This window comes from Rhizobium ruizarguesonis, from assembly GCF_017357285.1.
GTDB classification, from domain to species: domain Bacteria; phylum Pseudomonadota; class Alphaproteobacteria; order Rhizobiales; family Rhizobiaceae; genus Rhizobium; species Rhizobium ruizarguesonis.
The window spans coordinates 480,728-503,825 of the sequence record NZ_CP071678.1 but is presented as its reverse complement, the minus strand read 5'-3'; the positions used below and the strand labels follow the sequence as shown (position 1 = coordinate 503,825).

The 23,098-nt window shown below is 61.8% G+C and carries 22 protein-coding genes; 10 read left to right on the top strand and 12 right to left on the bottom strand.

Annotated features, from left to right (window positions below):
* Nucleotides 1-26: 26 nt before the first annotated feature.
* On the top strand, nucleotides 27-2,363 hold the full coding sequence (locus J3P73_RS02435) for a methyl-accepting chemotaxis protein (RefSeq protein ID WP_024323859.1): 2,337 nt from the start codon (nucleotides 27-29) through the stop codon (nucleotides 2,361-2,363).
* A gap of 151 nt (nucleotides 2,364-2,514) precedes the next feature.
* On the opposite strand, the gene J3P73_RS02430 is transcribed toward J3P73_RS02435, so the two are convergent.
* The 8 genes from J3P73_RS02430 to lptC all read right to left on the bottom strand — a co-directional run bounded on the left by J3P73_RS02430 (nucleotide 2,515) and on the right by lptC (nucleotide 10,306).
* Nucleotides 2,515-3,885 carry an IS1182-like element ISRle11 family transposase gene (locus J3P73_RS02430; protein ID WP_075226224.1) on the bottom strand — a complete coding sequence of 457 codons (1,371 nt, stop codon included), beginning with the start codon at nucleotides 3,883-3,885 and terminating at the stop codon, nucleotides 2,515-2,517.
* A 120-nt stretch (nucleotides 3,886-4,005) separates the two neighbouring features.
* Entirely contained in the window at nucleotides 4,006-4,470 is a 465-nt protein-coding gene (ptsN, locus tag J3P73_RS02425; RefSeq protein ID WP_018070085.1) for a PTS IIA-like nitrogen regulatory protein PtsN, read from the bottom strand.
* A 70-nt stretch (nucleotides 4,471-4,540) separates the two neighbouring features.
* Complete coding sequence (gene hpf / locus J3P73_RS02420; RefSeq protein ID WP_017958734.1) at nucleotides 4,541-5,116, bottom strand: ribosome hibernation-promoting factor, HPF/YfiA family; 576 nt, start codon at nucleotides 5,114-5,116, stop codon at nucleotides 4,541-4,543.
* Between the two features lie 291 nt (nucleotides 5,117-5,407).
* Nucleotides 5,408-6,331, bottom strand: a complete 924-nt coding sequence (locus tag J3P73_RS02415; RefSeq protein ID WP_024322174.1) for a DMT family transporter — start codon at nucleotides 6,329-6,331, stop codon at nucleotides 5,408-5,410.
* Between the two features lie 126 nt (nucleotides 6,332-6,457).
* The gene (gene rpoN / locus J3P73_RS02410) at nucleotides 6,458-8,017 is read right to left on the bottom strand and encodes an RNA polymerase factor sigma-54 (protein ID WP_018070083.1); all 1,560 of its coding nucleotides are present in this window, start codon (nucleotides 8,015-8,017) and stop codon (nucleotides 6,458-6,460) included.
* A gap of 155 nt (nucleotides 8,018-8,172) precedes the next feature.
* A complete protein-coding gene (lptB, locus tag J3P73_RS02405) occupies nucleotides 8,173-8,949 on the bottom strand; it encodes an LPS export ABC transporter ATP-binding protein (RefSeq protein WP_020397421.1) in 777 nt (258 codons plus the stop codon).
* Between the two features lie 40 nt (nucleotides 8,950-8,989).
* Entirely contained in the window at nucleotides 8,990-9,625 is a 636-nt protein-coding gene (locus tag J3P73_RS02400) for an LptA/OstA family protein (RefSeq protein ID WP_018070081.1), read from the bottom strand.
* Between the two features lie 15 nt (nucleotides 9,626-9,640).
* Nucleotides 9,641-10,306: an LPS export ABC transporter periplasmic protein LptC gene (lptC, locus tag J3P73_RS02395; RefSeq protein WP_024322175.1), complete on the bottom strand. Its 666-nt coding sequence runs from the start codon at nucleotides 10,304-10,306 to the stop codon at nucleotides 9,641-9,643.
* Between the two features lie 225 nt (nucleotides 10,307-10,531).
* Here lptC and sppA point away from each other — a divergent pair, with 225 nt between their 5' ends.
* The 3 genes from sppA to J3P73_RS02380 all read left to right on the top strand — a co-directional run bounded on the left by sppA (nucleotide 10,532) and on the right by J3P73_RS02380 (nucleotide 12,303).
* Nucleotides 10,532-11,482, top strand: a complete 951-nt coding sequence (sppA, locus tag J3P73_RS02390) for a signal peptide peptidase SppA (protein WP_024322176.1) — start codon at nucleotides 10,532-10,534, stop codon at nucleotides 11,480-11,482.
* A gap of 29 nt (nucleotides 11,483-11,511) precedes the next feature.
* Nucleotides 11,512-11,811, top strand: a complete 300-nt coding sequence (locus J3P73_RS02385) for an integration host factor subunit beta (RefSeq protein ID WP_003544934.1) — start codon at nucleotides 11,512-11,514, stop codon at nucleotides 11,809-11,811.
* A gap of 159 nt (nucleotides 11,812-11,970) precedes the next feature.
* Complete coding sequence (locus tag J3P73_RS02380; RefSeq protein ID WP_017966752.1) at nucleotides 11,971-12,303, top strand: LapA family protein; 333 nt, start codon at nucleotides 11,971-11,973, stop codon at nucleotides 12,301-12,303.
* A gap of 39 nt (nucleotides 12,304-12,342) precedes the next feature.
* On the opposite strand, the gene J3P73_RS02375 is transcribed toward J3P73_RS02380, so the two are convergent.
* Nucleotides 12,343-12,777, bottom strand: coding sequence for a GNAT family N-acetyltransferase (locus J3P73_RS02375; protein WP_018070078.1), 435 nt, complete (start codon nucleotides 12,775-12,777; stop codon nucleotides 12,343-12,345).
* 37 nt (nucleotides 12,778-12,814) lie between these two features.
* Complete coding sequence (locus tag J3P73_RS02370; protein ID WP_018070077.1) at nucleotides 12,815-13,270, bottom strand: SRPBCC family protein; 456 nt, start codon at nucleotides 13,268-13,270, stop codon at nucleotides 12,815-12,817.
* A 68-nt stretch (nucleotides 13,271-13,338) separates the two neighbouring features.
* On the opposite strand from J3P73_RS02370, the gene J3P73_RS02365 reads away from it, so the two are divergent.
* The 6 genes from J3P73_RS02365 (at nucleotide 13,339) to olsB (ending at nucleotide 19,955) form a co-directional block, all read left to right on the top strand.
* Nucleotides 13,339-13,986, top strand: a complete 648-nt coding sequence (locus J3P73_RS02365) for an NUDIX hydrolase (RefSeq protein ID WP_024322178.1) — start codon at nucleotides 13,339-13,341, stop codon at nucleotides 13,984-13,986.
* 189 nt (nucleotides 13,987-14,175) lie between these two features.
* Nucleotides 14,176-15,273: a class I SAM-dependent methyltransferase gene (locus J3P73_RS02360; RefSeq protein ID WP_130764796.1), complete on the top strand. Its 1,098-nt coding sequence runs from the start codon at nucleotides 14,176-14,178 to the stop codon at nucleotides 15,271-15,273.
* Nucleotides 15,270-16,130 carry a TrmH family RNA methyltransferase gene (locus tag J3P73_RS02355; RefSeq protein ID WP_024322180.1) on the top strand — a complete coding sequence of 287 codons (861 nt, stop codon included), beginning with the start codon at nucleotides 15,270-15,272 and terminating at the stop codon, nucleotides 16,128-16,130. Before J3P73_RS02360 ends, J3P73_RS02355 begins: the two co-directional genes overlap by 4 nt.
* The gene (gene lspA / locus J3P73_RS02350) at nucleotides 16,127-16,630 is read left to right on the top strand and encodes a signal peptidase II (protein WP_130721425.1); all 504 of its coding nucleotides are present in this window, start codon (nucleotides 16,127-16,129) and stop codon (nucleotides 16,628-16,630) included. The genes J3P73_RS02355 and lspA overlap by 4 nt, the downstream gene beginning before the upstream one ends.
* A gap of 55 nt (nucleotides 16,631-16,685) precedes the next feature.
* A complete protein-coding gene (locus tag J3P73_RS02345; RefSeq protein ID WP_130764795.1) occupies nucleotides 16,686-18,968 on the top strand; it encodes a PAS domain-containing hybrid sensor histidine kinase/response regulator in 2,283 nt (760 codons plus the stop codon).
* Nucleotides 18,969-19,076: 108 nt separating this feature from the next.
* Nucleotides 19,077-19,955 carry a l-ornithine N(alpha)-acyltransferase gene (olsB, locus tag J3P73_RS02340; protein WP_018070071.1) on the top strand — a complete coding sequence of 293 codons (879 nt, stop codon included), beginning with the start codon at nucleotides 19,077-19,079 and terminating at the stop codon, nucleotides 19,953-19,955.
* Between the two features lie 19 nt (nucleotides 19,956-19,974).
* On the opposite strand, the gene J3P73_RS02335 is transcribed toward olsB, so the two are convergent.
* Both J3P73_RS02335 and J3P73_RS02330 read right to left on the bottom strand, forming a co-directional pair.
* On the bottom strand, nucleotides 19,975-20,514 hold the full coding sequence (locus J3P73_RS02335; RefSeq protein WP_130654460.1) for a L,D-transpeptidase family protein: 540 nt from the start codon (nucleotides 20,512-20,514) through the stop codon (nucleotides 19,975-19,977).
* A gap of 287 nt (nucleotides 20,515-20,801) precedes the next feature.
* Nucleotides 20,802-23,087 (bottom strand): NADP-dependent malic enzyme, encoded by a 2,286-nt coding sequence (locus tag J3P73_RS02330; protein ID WP_018070069.1) that lies wholly within the window; start codon nucleotides 23,085-23,087, stop codon nucleotides 20,802-20,804.
* Nucleotides 23,088-23,098 lie beyond the last annotated feature (11 nt).

Here is a 23,098-nt window from a genome sequence, read left to right as displayed (position 1 = left end):
TCGGCGCATCCTTGCCCGAGGACCCCATGTTCATTTTTCGTATGAAATCGCTTGCGGCGAAACTCATCGTCATCACCGGCATCGCCATTGCGCTTGTTCTCATCGTTTCGAACTTTTTCCTCATCGGCCAGACCCGGGATCGCGTCCAGACGCTGACAATGGATCAGGCCAACCTCGAGGCAAAATCGATCGCCAATGAAATCGCCGCCAATGTCGGCGAACTCGCCAGTGCCGCGCGCACCATGTCGGGCGTCATCGGCCGCGGCCATGAAGGCAAGTCGCTCGATCGCAAGGGCATGATCAATGTGCTCAAGGCCAATCTCGAGCAGAATGCCTTCGCCTTCGGCAGCTGGTTCTGCGAGCAGCTCGGCGCGCTTGACGGCAAAACCACCGAGATCGCCAACAATAATGACGAAGGCACGAACAAGAACGGCGCTTTCACGCCCTACTGGTCGAAGACCAAGGACGGCGGCATCCAATATTCGACCTTCGACAATGATTATACCGCCGCATGGTGGAAGCTCGCCGCCGACAGTGGCAAGGGCGCGATCACCACGCCCTATATGGCTGAGGGAACAGACGTGCCGACGCTGCTGACCTCGATTGCCTATCCGGTCATGTCGGGCGGCAAGATGATTGGCGTCGGTGGCGTCGACATTTCGCTGAAGTCGCTGACCGACAAGCTGCAGGCGCTGCATCCTTTCGGTTCGGGCCGCGTCACGCTGCTGTCGCAGGCCGGCAACTGGATCGTCGCGCCGATCCCCGACCTGATGACCAAGGAATATGATGGTGAGGGCACCGACATCGTCAAGACGGCGCTGTCGAGCAAGCAGCCCGGTCTGGTCAGGAACCTCACCTATGACGGCCTCGATCCCTTCGATCGCGTCGTCTATCCGTTCGCGGTCCCTGGCGTCAACGCCACCTGGGTCGTGCTCGTCGACGTGCCGCACACGGCGATCAACGCGCCGGTGCGAGACCAGACCTACATGATGATCATCAACGGGCTGATCGTGCTTGGCGCCGTCATGCTGGCGCTCTATTTCGCGGTCCGCTCTTTCGTGCAGCGGCCGCTCGGCGGGCTCGTCGCCAGCGTCAAGGCGCTGAGCGACGGCCAATATGGCGAACCGGTCGCAGCACAGGACCGCAGCGACGAAGTCGGTTCGGTCGCCAAGGCGCTGGAAGGCTTCCGCTTCACGCTCGCCGACAGCCGCCGCCTCGAACACGAGGCCGCCGACCAGCGGCAGGCCGCCGAGACCGAGCGCAGCCGCTCGGAATCGGAACGCCAGGAATCGGTGTCGCTGCAGCGCCATATCGTCTCGATCGTCGGCGCCGGCCTTTCCGCGCTGTCGCAGGGCAATCTCGGCCACCGCATCACCGACGAATTCCCCGGTGAATACGGCAAGCTGAAACAGGATTTCAACGCTGCCCTGGCGAGCCTCGAAGAGACCATCAACACGATGAACCTCAGCGTCGCCAACATCGGTTCCGGCACCGGCGAAATCAGCAACAGCGCTTCCGACCTCGCCAAGCGCACCGAGCAGCAGGCCGCAAGCCTGGAAGAGACGGCGGCCGCGCTCAACGAGCTCACCGCGCAGGTCGATTCCAGCGCCGAGAATGCGCGCACGGCAGCCGACAACGTCCACCTCGCCTGCCAGGATGCGGAAAAGTCCGGCGAAGTGGTGCAGAAGGCGATTGCCTCGATGCAAGGGATCGAACAATCTTCGACGGAGGTTTCGCGGATCATCGGCGTCATCGACGAGATCGCCTTCCAGACCAACCTGCTCGCCCTGAACGCCGGTGTCGAGGCGGCGCGTGCCGGGGAAGCCGGCAAGGGTTTTGCCGTCGTCGCCCAGGAGGTGCGTGAACTCGCGCAGCGTTCGGCCAATGCCGCCAAGGAAATCAAGACGCTGATCAACACCTCGGCCGTCCAGGTCAAGGAAGGCGTCGATCTCGTCGGGCGCGCCGGCGGCACGCTGCACAAGATCGCCGAACAGGTGATGGGCATCAACGAGCTCATCCGGCAGATCTCGGCATCGGCCAGCGAACAGGCTGTCGGCTTGAAGGAAATCAACCAGGCCATGAACCAGATGGACCAGGTAACGCAGCAGAATGCGGCGATGGTGGAGGAAGCGACCGCCGCCAGCGTCGCACTCAACGACGAGGCACAGACGCTGAAGGCGCTCGCCACCCGCTTCAATGTCTCGGGTTCGGGGAACGCCGCAGCGCTTGCCTCGGTCGCGCAAAAGATGCGGGCGCCGGCAGCCGCAGCCCCTTCGCGCGTGAGCGCCCCGGCGATCCGTCGCACCGTTGCCCCGTCGCGTGGATCCGCGGCCGTGGCGCAGGACAGCTGGGAAGAGTTCTGATCGTTCAGTGCATCATAATGCGAAAGGCGCCTGAGAGATCAGGCGCCTCAGACCGCTGACAAACCCGTCGATTTTTCGGCGGGTTTTGTTTTTGCGGATTGGATTTTTTTGGCGGTAGTGTTTTGGCGGAGGTGAAGAAGGATGTATCGGCTCACGCCATGGCTGGTTTTGACGCTGTGGTGAGCGCCATTGCGATCTTCTTGATGTTTTGGGCGGCCGCAGCCAACAGGCACTGGCATGAGACTCGGGTGAGACTTCGGAAGCGGGCATAGCGATGCCCGTGAAGCTGCTTGGCATCGGCGAAGGAACGTTCGACCGTCTCCTTTCGCCGCTTGTAGATTGCCTTGCCCCAAGGGGTCAGGCGGTTGGCATCGGTGCGCTGGCGGGCATCGGCCCAGACATGGCGGGTGATGGTACGTGTCGCCGTGGCGTTATTGGTGCAGGAGGCCAACAACGGACAATCGCGGCAGATGGCAGGATCCGAACGATAGTGGCGATAACCGTTGCGGTCGGTGGTGGCATAGGCGAGCAGTTGGCCTTCGGGGCAGCGGTAACCGTCTGTCTCGGGCTCATAGCCGAATTTCGACTTGCGCATCATGCCGGCTCTGGGCGGGGTCGGATTGCGATAGCCGGTGACACCGAGGATGGTGCGGTCTTCAAGACCCTTGGCGATGCCGGATGTCGCATAGCCGGCATCCAGCCCGACAGCACCGACCTCGAAGCCGAACCGCTCACGCTGCCGGTCCAGCCGGTCGAGATAGACGATACTGTCATGCACATTGGCGGGCGTGACATGGGTGTCGGTGATGATCGCCAGCTTGCCATCCACCGTGCGGTGATCGAGGTAGAAGAAGCCCTTCGGCTTGCCGTCGCGCACCATGTAGCCGCTGTCGGGATCGGTGCGCGACACCTTGGTTTCCTTCACCTCCGGCTCGCGCTCTTTTTCCTTCAAGGGCTTCTGGCCGTGGAGTGCCCGCTCGGCCTCAATCGCCCGGTCGAGGTCGGCCCAGTAATCGGAACGCGACTTTTCGATCATCGCAAGATCATATTTGCCCTTGTTGGCATTCGCCTTCAGATGCGTTGAATCCGTATAAAGCACCGTGCCATCCACCAGGCCATGACGGATCGCCTGCTCAACGATATGATCAAAGATGTCCTGTGCAACCGAGGTGTCGTTGAAGCGCCGGCGGCGGTTTTGCGACAGCGTCGAGGCGTCAAACACACCATCCGTCAGCTTCATCTGCAGAAACCAGCGATAGGCGACGTTGACCTCAATCTCGCGCACCAGCTGACGCTCCGAGCGGATGCCGAACAGGTAGCCAATGAACAGCGCCTTGAACATCAAGGTCGGATCGAGCGGCGGGCGGCCGTTGTCGGCGCAATAAAGCCCCGCAACCCGGCCATGGATGAAGGAAAAGTCGATCACCGCATCGATCTTGCGAAGCACGTGATCCTTTGGCACCAGGCTGTCGAGCGTCACCATCTCAAGAGCCGTCTGGGTGGGGGCAGGTTTCTTCAACATGTCCCAATGAATCACAAACCCCTGGACGGTGCCAGGGGTTTGTCAGCAGTCTGAGGCGCCTGAGAGATCAGGCGCCTTTTTTTGCATTCGAGAATGCGATGCGTTATCGCGCGACGCGCGTCAGGCAGCGTTCGACGTCTGCTCTTCGTTGAGGAAGGCATAGATCGCCTGGGAGGAATCGGTGGCGCGCAGCTTGGCGACCAGATCGTGATCGCGCAGCACGCGGGCGATACGCGACAGAGCCTTGAGATGATCGGCGCCCGCGCCCTCCGGCGCAAGCAGCAGGAACACGAGATCGACTGGCTGGTCGTCCAGCGCCTCGAAATCGACCGGCTGTTCCAGCCGGGCGAAGATGCCGACGATCGAATGGATGTTTCCCAGCTTGCCGTGGGGAATGGCGATGCCGTTGCCGACGCCGGTCGAGCCCAGGCGTTCGCGCTGCAGGATAACGTCGAAGATCTCCCGTTCGGAAAGCCCGGTGATCCTGGCGGCTCTTGCAGCCAATTCCTGAAGCAACTGTTTCTTGGAATTTACTCTGAGGGCGGGAATGATCGCATCCTGATGGAGCAAATCTGCCAATGCCATTTCTTTTTCCTTCTGTCGCCGGGATCAAATGCAAGGAGCGGCGGCAACACCGCCGCTCACCACGCTGATCTCAGCCTTTGATACTGGCTGAATCGATCCAGCCAATATTTCCGTCGTGCCGACGGTAAACGATGTTCAGATGTTCCTTGCCGGGGCTGCGGAACAGGAGAAGCGGCTCGTCGGTCATGTCGAGCGCCATCACGGCGGTGGCGACCGACATGGTCTTCAGCTGCTTGGTGCTTTCAGCGACGATCGCCGGAGCGAAATCGTCGGCGATTTCATCATCGTGATCAGGAACGGAATCCATAACCGTGTAGGAGACCTCTGCAAAACCATTCAGATGGTTTCCGGCGTGATGGTCCTTCAGCTTGCGCTTGTAACGCCGCAGCCTTTTTTCGATCCGCTGGGAGGCAGCGTCGAAAGCCAACTGCGGGTCGGTCGCCTCGCCGGCCGCATGCAGTACCACGCCGCTGTCGAGATGCAGCTTGCAGTCCGCCGAGTAACGAGAACTCGCCTTTTCCACGGTAACCTGGCCGGAATATCCCCCGTCGAAGTATTTCGTGATGGCCATACCAATTTGGTCCTCGATCTTTTGACGGAAGGATTCACCAATTTCCATATGTTTCCCGGATACACGCACACTCATGGAGTTTCCCTTCTTATGGTCGTTTGCGGGTATCAGTTTACGCCAAGCCTCAGGTTCATCCAAGCACTTCGCACAATCTCAAGCAAGATCGGCTTAGGCCTGCGGGTCCTTGGTACCCTTCTGATGCTGGGGATAACTACAGACGCCGTTCGCGGCATCGATTGCGGCGGGCTTCTAGCCAGAGGTTACCGAAAAGTCAATAGGGCGAGAATCACCATCGGCGGCGCCCGGGTAACGTGTAGTCGATACCTTGCTGGGCAAGTTATGCCGCCGATTGCCACCCCATCAACTTTATGCGCTTCGCGCTTGCGTTGCGCTCGCCCTCGCGGGGATCGTCATGGCTGCGACACCTGATATGACGCAGACGAGTCCGATCCAGGCCGTCTGGCTCAGCTTTTCGCCGAGGAAGACGATGCCGATCGCAACACCGATCGGCACTCTGAGATAGGCTTGCGAGGTGGTTCCGACCGAACCCAGCGTCTGGACGAGACGGAAATAGATCGTAAAGGCAAGGGCCGTCGAAAAGGCGGAGAGGGCAAGCAGCGCCAGCACCGATGCCGCCGACGGGTCGAGTTCCCATGGCCGATCGACGACGAGGCTCATGGGCAGGAGAATGACCGCGCCTGAAATCAACGAGCCGGCCGCCGGCACTGCGGGATCGAGCCCCTTGAAGTTCTTGCTGAAAATCGCGGCACCTGCATAGCAGATGGTCGCCAGGATGATGGCAAGCTGCGCCATCAGGCTTTCGCCGAGACCGCCGAGCGCTTCGACGCCGATGACGAGGCAGATGCCAGCAAGCCCGGCCATGACGCCGAAAAGCCTTCGCAGTGTCACCTGCTCATGGCGGGTCATCAGCACGGTCAGCAGGAAGGCGAAGATCGGCGTTGCCGAATTCAGGATCACCGCCAATCCGGCATCGACGGACTGTTCTGCCCAGGCGATCAGCGTGAAGGGGACGACGCTGTTCAGACAGGCCTGAACGAAAAACCGGCGCCAGGTCGCACCATCGCACGGCAGGCGGACACGCCGGTGGCGCAGCCCGGCCAGCAGAATACCGCCGGCAATCAGCGTGCGGGCGGCGATCAACGTTATCGGCGGGATGGTCTCGACGCCGATCTTGATGAAGCTATAGGAGGAACCCCAGAGGGTCGCCAGCACCAGCAGCAGGAAAAGCTCCCTGGCAAGGTTCGGAATTTGCGGCGTCATCGTCGGCATTTCGATCTTCGTTCAAGAAAATTCAAAGGGTTGCAGCGCCGTTGCGTCTGAAAAGACGCAGGGCCTGGAGAGGAATAACGGGATTTGCGGGCAGGATGCTTCGATCCAGGTCGAAGCATGACAGGGTCAGAAGCCGGCGACCTTGGCGAGCGCTCGCTTCTCGCGACGGCGCTGCACCGAAGAAGCGATGTTCATGGCCTCCCGGTATTTCGCAACCGTGCGGCGGGCAAGATCGACGCCGCCCTTTTTCAGCATGTCGACGATATCGTCGTCGGAAAGCACCGCCTCCGGGCTCTCCTGCAGGATCAGCGCACGGATCTTGTGACGCACGGCCTCGGCCGAATGGCTATCGCCGCCAGCGACGGCGCTGATCGAGACGGTGAAGAAATATTTGAGTTCGAAGAGGCCGCGCGGCGTCAGCATATATTTGTTCGACGTGACGCGGCTGACTGTGGATTCATGCATCTTGATCGCCTCGGCGACCGTTTTCAGGTTCAGCGGGCGCAGGTAGTCGACGCCATGCAGCAGGAAGGCGTCCTGCTGGCGGACGATTTCGCTTGCCACCTTCATGATGGTTTTTGCCCGCTGGTCGAGGCTGCGGGTCAGCCAGTTGGCGCTCTGCAGGCAATCGGAGAGGAAGGCGTGATCCTCTCCATTGCGGGTCACGCGGGAAAAATAGGACTGGTTGACCAGCACGCGCGGCAGCGTATCCGGATTGAGCTCGACCAGCCAGCCGCCCTCGGAGGAGGCTCTGACGACCACATCCGGCATGATCGCTTCGGAAACACCCGCCTCGAAACCGCTGCCCGGCTTGGGATTGAGCTGGCGGATCTCGCCGAGCATGTCGAGAAGATCTTCCTCGTCGACGCCGCAGAGCCGCTTCAACGTGGCAAAATCGCGCCGCGCCAGGAGTTCGAGGTTTTCGACCAGAGCCTGCATGGCGGGGTCATATCGGTCCTTCTGCCTGAGCTGGATCGCCAGGCATTCGGCGAGGCTGCGGGCGAAAACACCCGGCGGATCGAGGCTCTGGAGGGTGGCAAGCACACGCTCGGCCTGTGCGAGGCTCGTGCCCAGCCTCTCGCCCGCCTCGACGATATCGGCCTGCAGATAACCGCAGTCGTCGAGCTGGTCGACAAAATTCTGCGCGATCAGCCGGTCGGCCATGTCAGGCAGGACGAAGGGGATCTGCTGGGCAAGATGATCACGCAGCGACACCTGGCCGGCGACGAAATCATCGAGATCGTAATCGGCGCCCTCGCCGCTGCCCGGCATCGATTTCCACTGGCTGACGAGCTCCGGCGCATCGAGGCGCTGCGGGGCACCGTCATCTGGAAAGACATTGGTGTAATTGGCGTCGAGTTCGTCGTTCAGCCGGCTCGTGCTGGCGCTGCCGCCATTGTCATACCAGTCGCTGGAAAGCGCCTCGGTCCGGTTGTCGTAACCGTCATCCGACCCGGCATCTTCCGGCTGATGAGCATACTCGCCATCTTCGGATTCGCCGCGTTCGCCGCCCCCCTCGCCGTCATTCGACGGAAATTCGAGCAGCGGGTTCTTCTCGACTTCCTGGGCGATGAACTGGGTGAGTTCAAAATGCGTCATCTGCAGCAACTGGATGGATTGCATCAGTTGCGGTGTCATCACCAGGGACTGGGTCTGGCGCAGGAAAAGATTGGCGGACAGTGCCATGACGGACGCGAAACTCCCCTCAATTCCTCCGGGAAACCGCGTCCGATCAAGGCTTCAGGCCACGGAAATCCAAGTTGGCCCAAAAATTGCTTTTTTATTGTATTTGGTCAAGCGGAACTATGCCGACAAGGTGAATTTCTGCGGGTCGCCCGGTATCAGAGGCTGAAATTGTCGCCGAGGTAGAGCCGGCGCACTTCCGGATTGTTGACGATGTCGTTCGCCCGGCCATGGGTCAGCACCTCACCGGCATGGATGATGTAGGCGCGGTCGATGAGACCCAGCGTCTCGCGCACATTGTGGTCGGTGACGAGAACGCCGATGCCGCGCGCCGTCAGGTGGTGAACGAGATTCTGGATGTCGGCGACCGAGATCGGGTCGACGCCGGCGAAGGGCTCGTCGAGCAGCATGAAGGTCGGGTCGGTCGCAAGTGCACGCGCGATTTCGAGGCGGCGGCGTTCACCGCCGGACAGGGCTACGGCGGCACTCTTGCGCAGCTTCTGGATATGGAATTCCTCCAGCAGCTCGTTCAGCTTCTGCTCGCGCTCGGCCTTGTCCTTCACATGCACTTCGAGGACGGCGCGGATATTCTCTTCCACCGTCAGCCCGCGGAAGATCGAGGCCTCCTGCGGCAGGTAACCGACGCCAAGGCGCGAGCGGCGGTACATCGGCATGGTCGTGACGTCGTTGCCGTCGATCTCGATCGTGCCTTCATCCACCGGCACAAGGCCGGTGATCATATAAAAACAGGTGGTCTTGCCGGCGCCGTTCGGGCCGAGCAGGCCAACGGCCTCGCCACGGCGCACCACCAGCGAAACGCCGTTGACGACGCGCCGCGTCGCATAGGTCTTCGTCAGACCGCGTGCAATCAGCGTTCCCTGATAGCGACTCTTGTCGGCGGCGCCCGCAGCTTGTGGCCCGGGCTTGCCGAACATGGTGGATAGCGATGATAATTTCACGTGGGAGGCCGGCTTCTCAGTTCTGCTTCTGCTGCGGTGTATTCGGCTTCGATTTCGGATCGAGCTGAATCTGGACACGCCCGCCGCAGCTTTCAAGCTCCGCCTGGCCAGTCTGCATGTGAACCGTCAGTTTACAGCCGGTGAAGACGTTCGGCCCGTCCGACAGAATAACTTTGTTTCCCTCATCTGCCGTGAGGATGAATGTCTGCGAGGCCATGTCGAAATTGCCGTCATCGGCGGTCGCCGTCTGCGTGCCCGAGGTTAAGAGGACCTTGTCCGTCACCAGGATCTTGTCGATATCTGCGCTTCCCGATGCAAGCGAGGCCGACTGCTCCGGCTGGGCGGCGGGTTGGGCGCCGTCAGCAGCCGGCTTTGCCGCCTTGTCCTTGTAATAGACGGTCATCTTGCCGGACTGCATCGTCGTCGTGCCCTGGACGACCTTGACCTTGCCGGTGAAGAGCGCGGTGTGTTCCTGGTCATGGATCTCAAGCTTGTCGCTTTCGATCTGGATCGGCTGGTCGTTGGAAAGCTTCATGCCCGACATCGTGGTCGACTGCGCACCCGCGCCCGAGGCCGTCAGAATAAGGGCAAATGCGCCGGCAATGAATGCCATGCCTGTCTTGCAAGTGGAAATGCGACAATCTTTTGTCATGGATGACCCGGCTGGTTAAGTGCCCTGTTTATGGATGGTGGATGGATCGACATTCATTCGAACATTCCCCTCGAATGTGATCACCCGCCCCTTATCGGTTATCTGAAGCGTCTGCGCAACAATGGAGGCATTGTCCTTGGTGATGGTGACGGGGTCGTCGCTCCGCATGTTTCCGCCCTTGATGTCGAGCTGCGCGGACTGGAAATTCGCATTGAGGCCGCTGCTCAGCACCAAAGTGAAGGGGGCCGTCATATGCAGATTGTCGGTGGCGCGGTTGTAGTCGGCGGTAGAGGCGACGACGCGGGCGATCAGGCCGTCATTCATCGGCACAGCGGCCTTGATGGTTTCGAGCGTGATGAGATTGGGATTGCGGATGTCCTGCAACGCCCTTTCGGCCAGCATCGAATAGTTGATGCCGTCGGAATTGCGGCCAGCGATCGCCGGCTTTTCCATCACGACCTTGCCGTTCTCGATCTTGGCGCCTTCCAACTTGATGTTCTCGGGCAGATAGATGCGGACCAACGCCACCGCGGTTAGGCTCGCTGCGATGACCAGGGCCGCCACCGGCAGCAATATTTTCAGCCGGCGCACGCGGGCGGAATGGAACAACGCATCGCCATAGGCATTCTTGCCGGACCCTGAATAGGCGGCATGTCCGTTGTTCTTCAGGGTATCGAGCATAGGCCTCGTCCATGTGCGGTGATCGCCGCGCCTCGATAACAAAGCGGGCCGCCAATCACAGTTCGTTTCGCATTATTACATTGGCTTGCCAATATGGAATTTTTTCTGCAACAAGCAACAAAACGGAAAAACATTTAAAAGTGGCATTCGTACGGGTCGCTGCCACCCTATTTCACCGGATTGATCGGCGGCGTGCCGAAGCCGGTGCCAGCGCTGGAGGTTTCCATGGACAGTTCGATCATCGCGGATCGCCGGCGGCTGCGCCGCAAGCTCGGCTTCTGGCGCCTCATCGCGGTGGCCCTCATCGTGGCACTGGGTTTCGCCTTCTACCACTTTGCCCTCGGCGATGCCGGGACGGAGCGCCCGCATATCGCCCATGTGACGATATCTGGACTGATCGTCGACGACGACGAACTTCTGGAGCGGCTGAAGAAGGTCGAGACCAGCGACCAGGTGAAGGCAGCGGTGATTTCGATCTCGTCGCCCGGCGGCACGACCTATGGCGGCGAAAAAATCTTCAAGGCGATCCGTGCGATATCAGCCAAGAAGCCTGTCGTCTCCGACGTGCGCACACTTGCCGCCTCCGCCGGTTACATGATCGCCACCGCCGGCGATACGATCATTGCCGGCGACAGCTCGATCACCGGCTCGATCGGCGTCATCTTCCAGTACCCGCAGATCCAGCCGCTGCTCGACAAGATCGGCGTCTCGCTGCAGGAGATCAAGTCTTCGCCGCTGAAAGCCGAGCCCTCGCCCTTCCACGAGGCGAGCGAAGAGGCCAAGGCGATGATCCGCAACATGGTGGTCGACAGCTATAACTGGTTCGTCGACCTGGTTGCCGACCGGCGCAAGCTGCCGCGCGACGAGGTGCTGAAACTGGCCGACGGCACGATCTATACCGGCCGCCAGGCGCTGAAGGTGAAACTCGTCGATGCAATCGGCGGCGAGGCTGAGATCCGCGCTTATCTGACGTCGCGCGGCGTCGACGGCGAACTGCCGATGGTGGACTGGGACAAGAAGAGCAATACGCCCTTTCTGCTCGCTGGGGCTGTTTCCCGGTTGATTACGATCTTCGGTTATGATGATCTCATGAAAACCCAGGATATCAATGGAATCCTGCCCCCAAAGTTGCTTCTTGACGGGCTGCTTTCAGTTTGGCAGGTTGGCCACGATTGATAAGAAATCAATAATTTAAGGGGGCGAATGTGATCAAGTCCGAATTGGTGCAGATAGTTGCGGCACGCAACCCGCATCTCTATCACCGCGACGTCGAGAATATCGTCAACGCGGTTCTCGACGAGATCACGGATGCACTGGCTGCGGGTAACCGAGTCGAATTGCGCGGCTTTGGCGCCTTTTCGGTCAAGAACCGCCCTTCCCGCTCCGGTCGCAATCCGCGGACCGGCGATACCGTCTTCGTCGAGGAGAAGTGGGTTCCCTTCTTCAAGACCGGCAAGGAGCTGCGCGAGCGGCTCAATCCCGGCCAGGCCGACGAAGAGGATTGAGCCGTCGCTGCCTGCGGCGAAACCGCACTTGAACTTGAGGGCCGTTTTCCTATTCTGGTAACGCATCGTACTTTACGCGTCTGAAGAGACGCGTGGCGCTGTAAGCATGAAACGCGCCCCGCAAAAAGACCGGCGCAATCTGCCGCGTGGAGACCTCAAATGGCCAAGAAGATCGTCAACCTGTTGATTCTGCTGCCGCTCGGCGTCATCCTCATCGTCTTTTGCGTCGCCAACCGGCAGAGCGTCACGCTCGCCTTCAATCCGTTTCGGCCGGAAGACCAGGTGCTTGCAGTTTCCGCGCCCTTCTTCGTCTTCCTGTTCATCGCGCTGATCACAGGCATGCTGATCGGCGCGGCCGCCACCTGGTTCAGCCAGGGCAAACACCGCAAGCGCGCCCGCACCGAGGCCAAGGAAGCCATTCGCTGGCAAGGCGAGGCCGACCGCCACAAAAACCGTGCCGAGGAAATCGCCGGGCAGCTGCCGGCGCGGTAAAACCGGATTGGCATGTCGACGGCCGGCTTTGGCGGCGTCTCAAACCGGAAAAAAGCTCAATTCCTCATAGTCACCCTCCGGCGAGGCGCCGTTGCCGGTCACCTGGAACCCGTGGGAAAGGTAGAACGCCTTCGCCCGCCGGTTCTTCACCAGGCATTTCAGCCTGTACCGGTGTTGCGGCCATTCCGGCAGGGCGTGCAGCAGCGCCGTGCCAGCGCCCTGCCCATGAAATTCAGGGCTGATATAGAGCATGTGGATGAAATCGTCCTCCGGCCAGAGCGACAGGAAGCCGGCGACGCTGCCGCTTTCATGCGCGCAGACGAAAACCGTCTCGCCGTTCGTATGGGCGGCGAAATCCTCGCGATAGAACTTGCCGGGATCGACCCAGACGAATGTTTCGCGGCGCACGGAAAGATAAATCTCCGCGAGCCTTTCCTGGTCTTCCGCCCGCGGCGGCCTGATGGTCCACGTCATGACGTCGATTTAAACAAACCCTCAGCCCGCGCCAAGCCTAACCGGCCGCCATCTTCGCGACGACGGCGGCATTGAAATCCGAAAAGAACCCTTCGGCGAGCTTCTGCGAGGTCGAATCGAGCAGGCGGGCGCCGAGCTGGGCGAGCCTGCCACCGAGTTCGGCCTTCGACCGGTAGTGCAGGATGGTCTCCACACCCCTTTCCTCGAGCACGATATCGGCGCTACCCCTGGCGAAGCCGGCAAGACCGCCCTTGCCTTCGGCCGACAACGTGTAACTCTTCGGCGCATCGACATTGGAAAGCGTCAGCAGCCCATGGAAGGTGGCAGACAGCAGGCTGAACTTGACCTTGATCGTCGCCTCGAAAGCGCTCGGCGACAGCCGCTCGATGCCCTGACAGCCTGGAATGCAGCCGCGCATGATCTCGGGATCGTTGAGCGCTGCCCAGACGACGTCCCGCGGCGCGGCGATGCGTTCTTCGCCGGTGAAATCCATTCGATAGCCCCATCTCCGATCAGCTCATCTTATCCCAGCGGGAAAGCGCTTTGCCAAGGCGGGACGGAATGTTATCTGCCGGGTTCCGATCTGGCACACATTTGACACACATAGGGGATGGGCCGATGAACGACGAACTGAAGCCCTGGAGCGTGACGGCAAGCCGTATCACCTATGAAGATCGCTGGATCCGGGTCCGGAGCGACGATTGCGTCACCGCCGATGGAACCGTCATCGCGCCGTTCCATGTGCTCGATTATCCTGACTGGATCAACGTCATTCCGCTGATGCCCGACGGGCGCGTGCTGCTGACGCGCGAATACCGGCACGGCCGCGGCGAGATCGTGGCCGGTCTGGTCGCCGGCGGCATCGAACCCGGCGATAGCAAGACCGGTGATGCGGCGATGGCGGCGGCACGGCGCGAACTGCGGGAAGAGACCGGCTATGAAGCCTCGACCTTCGTCAAGCTGCTCACCTCCTATCCGAATGCGGCCAACCACAGCAATGTGGTGACGAGCTGGCTGGCGCTCGGCCTGAGCAAGGTCGGCGAACCGGCATTCGACCCCGGCGAGAAGGTCGACCTGCTGTTTGCGGATCTTGCTGCCACCCTTGGCGACCTGCAGTCCGGCGCCGTCATCATGCAATCGATGCATGTCGCAGCCCTCTATGCGGCGGAAAGCTGGCTTCGCACACAAGCCTCCGAGGGCTTGAAATAGGCGCCGCGCCGGGAGACCCTGTCGTCTTGCCCGGGTCAGGTCGGCTGCGCAGTTGATCCGGCACGCTTTTCTGGGCTACTGCATAATTCAAGTGCTGCAGCGTCCTTTGCGCGTCTCAAAAAAGACGCACGGCGCTGTAGAGGACGCAAAAGCCGATAAGCCACCCCGACAGAGATGCGGAAGAGCACGTTGAAACAAAGAGAAGGCCGGCCGGGCCAGAAGAAAACATCAGGTCCTTCCGGTGTAAGCCGCAGGGACGATCGGGCAGGCCGGCCGCCAAAGCCGGTCGCGCGGCCCGCGGCAACCCGCGAGGCGGTGCGCGAGGCTGCTGTGCCTGCCGCCGTCGTGCGTCCCCTGATAACACGCAGCGGCGAGCGCCCGACTGAGCGCGTGCCCGTCATCCTCGAATCGCTCGGGGCCGGCGACTTCCACCTGATCGACAGCGGCAACGGCGAAAAGCTGGAGCAATATGGCCCCTACCGCATCATCCGCCCCGAGGCCCAAGCGCTGTGGCGGCCTTCGCTGCCGCCCCAAGTCTGGGAAAAGGTCGATGCCGCCTTCACCGGCGACACCGACGAGGAAGGCACCGGCCGCTGGCGCTTCCCGAAAGAGGCGCTCGGCGAGACCTGGCCGCTCAATCTGCTCGGCGTCGATTTCCTTGGCCGCTTCACCTCCTTCCGTCATGTCGGCGTCTTCCCCGAGCAGATCGTCCACTGGAGCTGGATGAAGGAGCAGGCCGAAAAGGCCGGCCGGCCGCTGAAGGTGCTGAATCTCTTCGGTTATACCGGCGTCGCCTCGCTGGTCGCCGCCGCAGCCGGCGCCGAGGTCACCCATGTCGACGCCTCGAAGAAGGCGATCGGCTGGGCAAGGGAAAACCAGGCGCTCGGGCGCATGGAGAAGTTGCCGATCCGCTGGATCTGCGAGGATGCGATGAAATTCATCCTGCGCGAAGAACGCCGCGGCAGCCAATACGACATCATTCTCACCGATCCGCCGAAATTCGGCCGCGGCCCCAATGGCGAAGTCTGGCACCTCTTCGAGCATCTGCCGTTGATGCTCGACGTCTGCCGCGAGATCCTGTCGCCAAAGGCAGTGGGCCTAGTGCTGACGGCCTATTCGATCCGCGCCAGCTTCTATTCGATCCACGAGCTGATGCGCGAGACGATGCGCGGCGCCGGCGGCGTGGTCGAATCCGGCGAGCTGGTGATTCGCGAAGCCGGCACCGACGGCAGGACGCCGGGCCGCGCGCTTTCCACCTCCCTCTTTTCCCGCTGGGTGCCGAAATGAGCAAGGACTTCCACGATCAGGGGCCGCGCAGGGTCGGACAGGTGAAGGAAGTCACCTCGCTTGCCAATCCGATCATCAAGGACATCAAGGCGCTGACCAACAAGAAGTCGCGCGAGGAAAGCGGTACTTTCCTCGCCGAAGGGCTGAAGCTCGTCATCGATGCGATCGAACTCGGCTGGGCGATCCGCACGCTGGTCTATGCCAAGGCCGCCAAAGGCAAGCCGCTGGTCGAGCAGATGGCGGCAAGGACCGTCGCCTCGGGCGGGCTGGTGCTCGAAGTCAGCGAAAAGGTGATCGCCTCGATCACCCGCCGTGACAATCCGCAAATGGTCGTCGGCATCTTCGAGCAGCGCTGGACACCGCTCAAGGGTATCCGGCCAAAGGAGGGCGAGACATGGGTGGCGCTCGACCGGGTGCGCGACCCCGGCAATCTCGGCACCATCATCCGCACGGCCGATGCGGCCGGCGCTTCCGGCATCATTCTGCTGGGAGAAACGACCGACCCGTTTTCGCTCGAAACCGTGCGCGCCACCATGGGCTCGGTCTTTGCCGTTCCGGTCGCGCGGGCGACACCTGAGGAATTCATCGCCTGGCGGAAATCGGCCGGCGTTTCCGTCGTCGCGACGCATCTTGCCGGCGCGGTCGATTACCGGACGATCGACTACCGGAAAAAGCCGGTCGTGCTCCTGATGGGCAACGAACAATCCGGCCTGCCGGAGCAGCTGGCCAGGGAGGCCGACGCGCTTGCCCGCATTCCGCAGCAGGGCCGCGCCGATTCCCTCAACCTCGCCGTCGCCACCGCCGTCATGCTTTTCGAGGCGCGCCGCCATCTCCTCTCACTTGCCGAGGGCAAATGACCGAACAGACGCATGCACGCCCCGCGCTGTTTTCGCGCCCGGCACCGATCTTCTTCTTCATCGTCGTCGCCGTTCTCATCGACCAGGTTGTCAAGATCACCGTCGATCACACTCTGCCGCTGCAGGAGGCGGTGCCGGTCATTCCGATGCTGGCGCTCTACCGCACCTACAATCTCGGCGTCGCCTTTTCGATGCTGTCCGGCATGGACGGTTGGTTCATCGTCGGCATGCGGCTCGTCATCGTCGCCTTCGTCATCTGGCTGTGGCACCGCACGGCGAAGGACCGCTGGATCGCTCATCTCGGTTATGCGCTGATCATCGCCGGGGCGATCGGCAACCTCGTCGACCGCTTCGCCTATGGTCATGTGATCGATTACATTCTTTTCTACACCGAGAGCTGGTCCTTCGCGGTCTTCAATCTCGCCGACAGTTTCATCACCATCGGCGCCGGTTGCGTCATTCTCGACGAGCTGCTGCTGCCAAAAAAGGCCAGCCGCTAAAATCTTATCGAAATCCTGAAGGCATTCGGAACGGGCCTCATGTTATCCAGATAGCATGCAGAACCTGGGACAGTTGCAGGAAAGATTGTCCGCCGCCTTCGGTGGACCCGCCGCCAAGCCGCATGAGAAGCGGATGGAGGCCTCTTCCTCACGACCCGGCGCATCGGCACCTCAGGGAGCCGATGATCGTCAGAGGGGAACCGCACCGACAAGGCGCCTGCTGTTCTACTGGTTGGGCGGCGCCGGCCTTCTTGCCGCAACGATCCTGATGCTGCTTGGCCATGCCGGCGATCCGTTGCTTCTTTCGGGCGGCCTTGTCGTTCTTGGCCTTGCCGTCATCGCCAGTTATGCCCTGCTGATGGTTCGGCCGCGCAAGGCCGGGCAGGGCCCCGGCAAATCCCTGCAGGATTGGAACGCTGGCGCAAAGCTGTTTGCCGACGTGCACGACGTGCTCGGCGACATCACGGTCAGCCGGACCATGGACCGGCGCATCATCTCCGCCAACGATACTTTTCGCCGCCTGAGCGGGCGGCTGCGTCCGGAAGGAAAAACCTGCGAGGAGATCGGGCTTGCCTTCCGCCCCGGCCCGATACCGCACTGCTACGATGTCGAGATCTCGACACCGGAGGGCCAGCGCATCTTCCTCTGGCGCGACGTCGTCACCCGCGACCCGGCAAATGGCCGCCTGCTGTTGCAGAGCGTTGCCCGCGACGTGACCGACGAGCGGCTCATCGCGCAGGGTCGCGAAGAGGCCCGGCAGAAAGCCGAATATAACAGCGCCGCCAAATCGAGGCTGCTTGCCACCGTCAGCCACGAGGTGCGCACGCCGCTTTCGGGCATCCTCGGCATGACGCATCTGATCGCCGAGACGCGGCTGACGCAGGAACAGCAGAACTATCTCGCGAACATCCGCCAGTCCGGCCATGCGCTGACGCAACTCGTCGAGGATCTGCTCGACTTCTCCACCATTGAGGTCGGCCGCTTCGCGCTGCACCCGCGCTCGGAATCGCTGCGCAAGCTTCTGGAAAGCGTCGTCGAGATGCTCGCCCACCGGGCGCATGAAAAGGGTATCGAGATCGGCGCCACAGTGTCGTCCGACGTGCCCGAAAATATGAGCTTCGACCCGGCGCGGCTGCGCCAGGTTCTCTTCAACGTCATCGGCAATGCCGTGAAGTTCACCCAGGTCGGCGGTGTCTTCATCCGCGTATCGCTCGACGCCGACGACATCTCGATCACCGTCACCGATAGCGGTCCCGGCATGACGACGGAGGAGCAGGCGCGCGTCTTCGGCGAGTTCGAGCAGGGCGGGAGCGTTGCCGACAAGAGCAGCGGGACCGGGCTCGGCCTTGCCATCTCCGCCCGCATCATGCGCGAATTTAACGGCGCGCTGACGGTTGCCAGCGAAAAGGGCAAAGGCAGCGAATTCACCATCCGCTTCCCCGTCGATATCGGCAGTGAGCGCCCCGACCGGCGAAACACGCTGCTTGCCGGCAACAGCGTCGTGCTGCTGGCCCCAGCCGGTGCGGCGCGCACAGCCATTGCCGAGACGATCACCACGCTCGGCGGCCTCTGCCATCTCGTCGGCGACGGCGAGACGGCGCGGGCAACGCTGCTCGGCTTGGCAAAGGGCGGACGGCGGCCGACCGATATCATCATCGACCACCGGATGTCGGCTGAATTTTCCGCCCATCTTGCCGATCGCGCCGACATCGCCGCCCTCGGCCTGCGCAAGGTGCTGCTCGTCAATCCGGAAGAGCGCAGCGCCCATCCGCTCGACCTTTTCGACGCCTGGCTCATCCGGCCGCTGCGCGAGCAGTCGCTGATCGACGTGCTGCGCGGGCGCATGCGCGGCATGGAGAAGCGCGACGCGCTCAACGACAACCAGCCGGGCTTCGGCCTTTCGGTGACAGAGACGTTGGTTGCCGCCAGCGGGCTCAGCATCCTGCTCGGCGAGGACGACCCGATCAATGCCATGCTGGTGCGCGTCGTCCTGGAAAAGGGCGGGCATAAGGTGCGCCATGTCGAAGATTTCGAGGCCCTGCTCGACTACGCGCTCTGCGAGGCGAATGCCCGGCCCGATATCATCATCAGCGACCTCTCGATGCCTGGTGGTAACGGCATCGAAATGCTGGGACGCCTGCGCGGCCATGAACGGCGGCTCGATCTTGCCTCGGTGCCGGTGATCGTGCTGACCGCCGACAAGAGCGACGAATCGCGCCGCCAGGTCTTGCTGAATGGCGCCAACCGCGTCATGGTAAAGCCGGTCGATCCGGTGCGGCTGCTGACCGAAGTTCAGGCGGTTGCCGCCCTTTCCGCCCGCCGGGCAGAGGCGCGGTGAGCGCCTCAGAAACCGGCACGCTTCTTGCGGCTGGAAACTCAAAATGTCACTTTCCTGTCGCAGAGAAGTGTTTTATGGCGTCGATAAGCCGGCAACGGGAGAATCGTCATGTCCGCCATCGACATCCTGAATCGTGACACCACCGCGGAGCCCGCACGGCCCTCGACGGCTGCTGTACAGAAGGACGGCGATATCCTCGGCCGCATCGGCAATCTGGAGACCCGCCTTGCCCGCACGGCACGCGAGATCGATGCCGCCCAGGCCGTGCGCTACCGCGTCTTCGTCGACGAAATGAAGGCGCAGCTGCCGCTGGATGCCATGCGCCGCCAGCGCGATGTCGACGCCTATGACGCTGTCTGCGATCATCTTCTGGTTCTCGACCGCTCGATCGAGGGCGACCCGGAAGACCAGATCGTCGGCACCTACAGGCTGTTGCGTCAAGATGTCGCCATCGCCAATGGCGGTTTTTACTCGGCTTCCGAATTCGAAATCGACGGCCTCATCGCCAAACATCCGGACAAGCGCTTCATGGAGCTCGGCCGCTCCTGCGTGCTGCCGGAATACCGCACCAAGCGCACCGTCGAGCTTCTGTGGCAGGGCAACTGGGCCTATGCGCTGAAGCATGGCGTCAGCGCCATGTTCGGCTGCGCCTCTTTCCCCGGCGTCTATCTCGAAAGCCACGCGCTGGCGCTGTCCTTCCTCTATCACAATGTGCTGGCGAAGAACGAATGGGCTGTCGGCGCCCTGCCGGATCTGGCCCGCAACATGGACCTGATGCCCGTCGAGGCCATCAACCCGAAGCGGGCGCTGATGGCCCTGCCGCCGCTGATCAAGGGCTATCTGCGCCTCGGTGCGATGGTCGGCTCCAGCGCGGTTGTCGATCATGCCTTCAACACGACCGACGTGCTGATCGTGCTGCCGATCACCAGCATTTCGGACCGTTACCTGAACTATTACGGCGCCGACGCCGGCCGCTTCGCGAGCTAGAGCCTTTCCTCGCAATGCTTCAGGGCATGATCTCTATCGGGGTATGAGTGGGGACGCGAGCCCAGATATCGCGCATCTCCGCGTTGGTTACTGCAACACACCCATCCGTCCAATCCCAAAGGTGATGGACGTTTCCGAATAGGCCCCAGCCATTGGGAAGCCCGTGGATCATGATATCGCCCCCGGCTGGAAAGCCTCCGGCTTCAGCGTTGCGCCGATCATCCGGGTTTGGATAGGAAATGTGCAGGCTCAGATAGGCCATAGACTTTGGATTTCGCCAGTCTATTTCATAACGCCCTTCAGGTGTTTTCTCGTCACCTTCTCGTTGCTTGGGCCCGGCATCGGCAGCCGTGCCGAGAGAAATCCGGTATGTAGAGATGGGAGCATCGCCTCTGAGAAGGACCATGCGACGTTCGGATTTATAAACGCGAATGAGGTCAGCCCGTTGTTCCAATGGCGCATCCGGAGGCGGCGAGCCTGGGCCGACCCTGGCCATCAATTTCGTATAAGCGAAACAGCTGGCGACCACGATGACTAAAACGACAAGCTTGTTTCTCAACTTGATCTCATCTTCAGGAGGCGCGCTCGAGGCCGGGCACGATCGGGCCGGCAATGGCTAGAGCATGATGCCGAAAAGTGTGCGCGGTTTTCGGCATCATGCTCTATTTCTTTGATTTAGATCAGGATTCAGATTTTAGGCCGATCGGGCCTAAAATCATCCTGATCTAGCAAGCCTTGGCGATCATGATGCTTCACCCCTCGGCGCCAGTCTAAAGCCGGATAAATGCCCGGCCGACGCACTGTCAGCCGGGCACCAAAAGGCGTCTCAGAAACGCAGGACGAGGTTTACGAACCCGCCCCATAGGCGGCGATCGCCGCCATGTTGACGATGTCGCTGTCCTTGGCGCCCATCGAGGTGATCTGCACCGGCTTGTCGAGGCCGACGAGGATCGGGCCGATCACCGTGGAGCCGCCGAGTTCCTGCAGCATCTTGGTCGAGATCGAGGCCGAGTGGAAGGCCGGCATGACGAGCACGTTGGCCGGCCCGGAGAGGCGGCAGAAGGGATATTGCTCCATCACCTTGCGGTTCAAGGCGACGTCGGCCGCCATCTCGCCGTCATATTCGAAATCGACGCGGCGCTTATCGAGGATCTTCACCGCCTCGCGCACCCGCTCGGAGCGTTCACCCGAGGGATGGCCGAAGGTGGAATAGGCCAGCATGGCGACACGTGGCGGATAACCCATGCGCCGCGCTAGACCGGCGGCCTCTTCGGCGATATCGGCAAGCTCTACGGCCGTCGGCATGTCGTGCACCGCCGTATCGGCAACGAAGACCGTGCGGCCGCGGCAGAGCGCCAACGACACGCCGATGACGCGGTGGCCGGGCTTCTCGTCGATGCAGCGGCGCACATCTTCGAGCGCCGTCGAATAGTTTCGGGTGATGCCCGTCACCATGCCGTCGGCGTCGCCGAGCGCCACCATGGTGGCGGCGAAGTGGTTGCGGTCGTTATGGATCAGCCGCTGGGCGTCGCGGTGGAGATAACCCTGCCGCTGCAGCCTGGCATAGAGATAGTCGATATAGGCCTCGACCCGGGTCGAAAGCCGGGCATTGACGATTTCGAGGCCCGGCCGGTTGAGATCGATGCCGGCGCGTTCCGCCGTCGCCCGGATCAGATCCTCGCGGCCGAGCAGGATGGCGGTGCCGAGCTGCTGGTTGGCATAGGACATCGCGGCGCGCAGGACCTGTTCTTCCTCGGCCTCGGCAAAGACGATCCGCTTCGGATGCCGGCGGACACGCTCATAGAGTCTGGCGAGCGTCGAGGCGATCGGATCACGGCGCGCCGAAAGCTCGCGGGCATAGCCGGGCATGTCGGTGATGACCTTGCGGGCAACGCCGCTTTCGATCGCGGCTTGCGCGACTGCCACCGGGATCGCCGAGATCAGCCTGGGATCGAAGGGAACGGGGATGATGTATTGCGACCCGAAACGCGGCCGGTTGCCCTGATAGGCGGCAACGACGTCATCGGGCACGTCCTCGCGGGCAAGGTTTGCCAGCGCCTTGACGGCGGCGATCTTCATCGCGTCGTTGATGGTCGAGGCGCGGACATCGAGAGCGCCGCGGAAGATATAGGGAAAGCCGAGGACGTTGTTGACCTGGTTCGGATAGTCCGAACGGCCGGTCGCCATGATGGCGTCGTCGCGGATGCGGGCCACCTCTTCCGGCGTGATTTCGGGATCGGGATTGGCCATGGCGAAGATGATCGGCCGCTCCGCCATCGAGCGGATCATCTTGGCCGAAAACGCGCCCTTCTGCGACAGACCGAAAACGACGTCCGCGCCTTTCATCGCCTCTTCCAGCGTGCGCGTGTCGGTCTTTGCCGCATGCGCCGATTTCCACTGGTTCATGCCCTCGGTGCGGCCCTGGTAGATGACGCCCTTGGTGTCGCAGAGGATGACGTTCTCAGGCGCAAAACCCATCGCCTTGATGAGTTCGACGCAAGCGATCGCCGCAGCACCCGCACCGTTGCAGACGAGCTTCGTCGTCTTCAGGTCGCGACCGGTCAGCTCCAGCGCGTTGATCAGGCCGGCGGCGGCAATGATCGCCGTTCCATGCTGGTCGTCATGGAACACCGGAATATCCATCAGCTCGCGCAGCCGGCTTTCGATGACGAAACAATCCGGAGCCTTGATATCCTCAAGGTTGATGCCGCCGAAGGAAGGACCGAGGAAGCGCACGCAGTTGATGAACTCGTCGACATTTTCCGTATCGATCTCGAGGTCGATGGAATCGACGTCGGCGAAGCGCTTGAACAGCACCGCCTTGCCCTCCATGACGGGCTTGGACGCCAGCGCGCCGAGATTGCCGAGGCCGAGGATTGCCGTGCCGTTGGAAATGACGGCGACCATATTGCCGCGCGCCGTGTAATCATAGGCGGTCTGCGGATCGGCGGCGATCGCCTTCACGGGCACGGCAACGCCCGGCGAATAGGCAAGCGAGAGGTCACGCTGCGTCGCCATCGGCTTGGTCGGGTTGATCTCCAGCTTGCCGGGCCGGCCCATTGCGTGAAAATCGAGCGCCTCCTGGTCGGTAACCGAGGTCACCGGCCGGTCCTTCTTATCGATATCGGGCATAAATCCTCCAA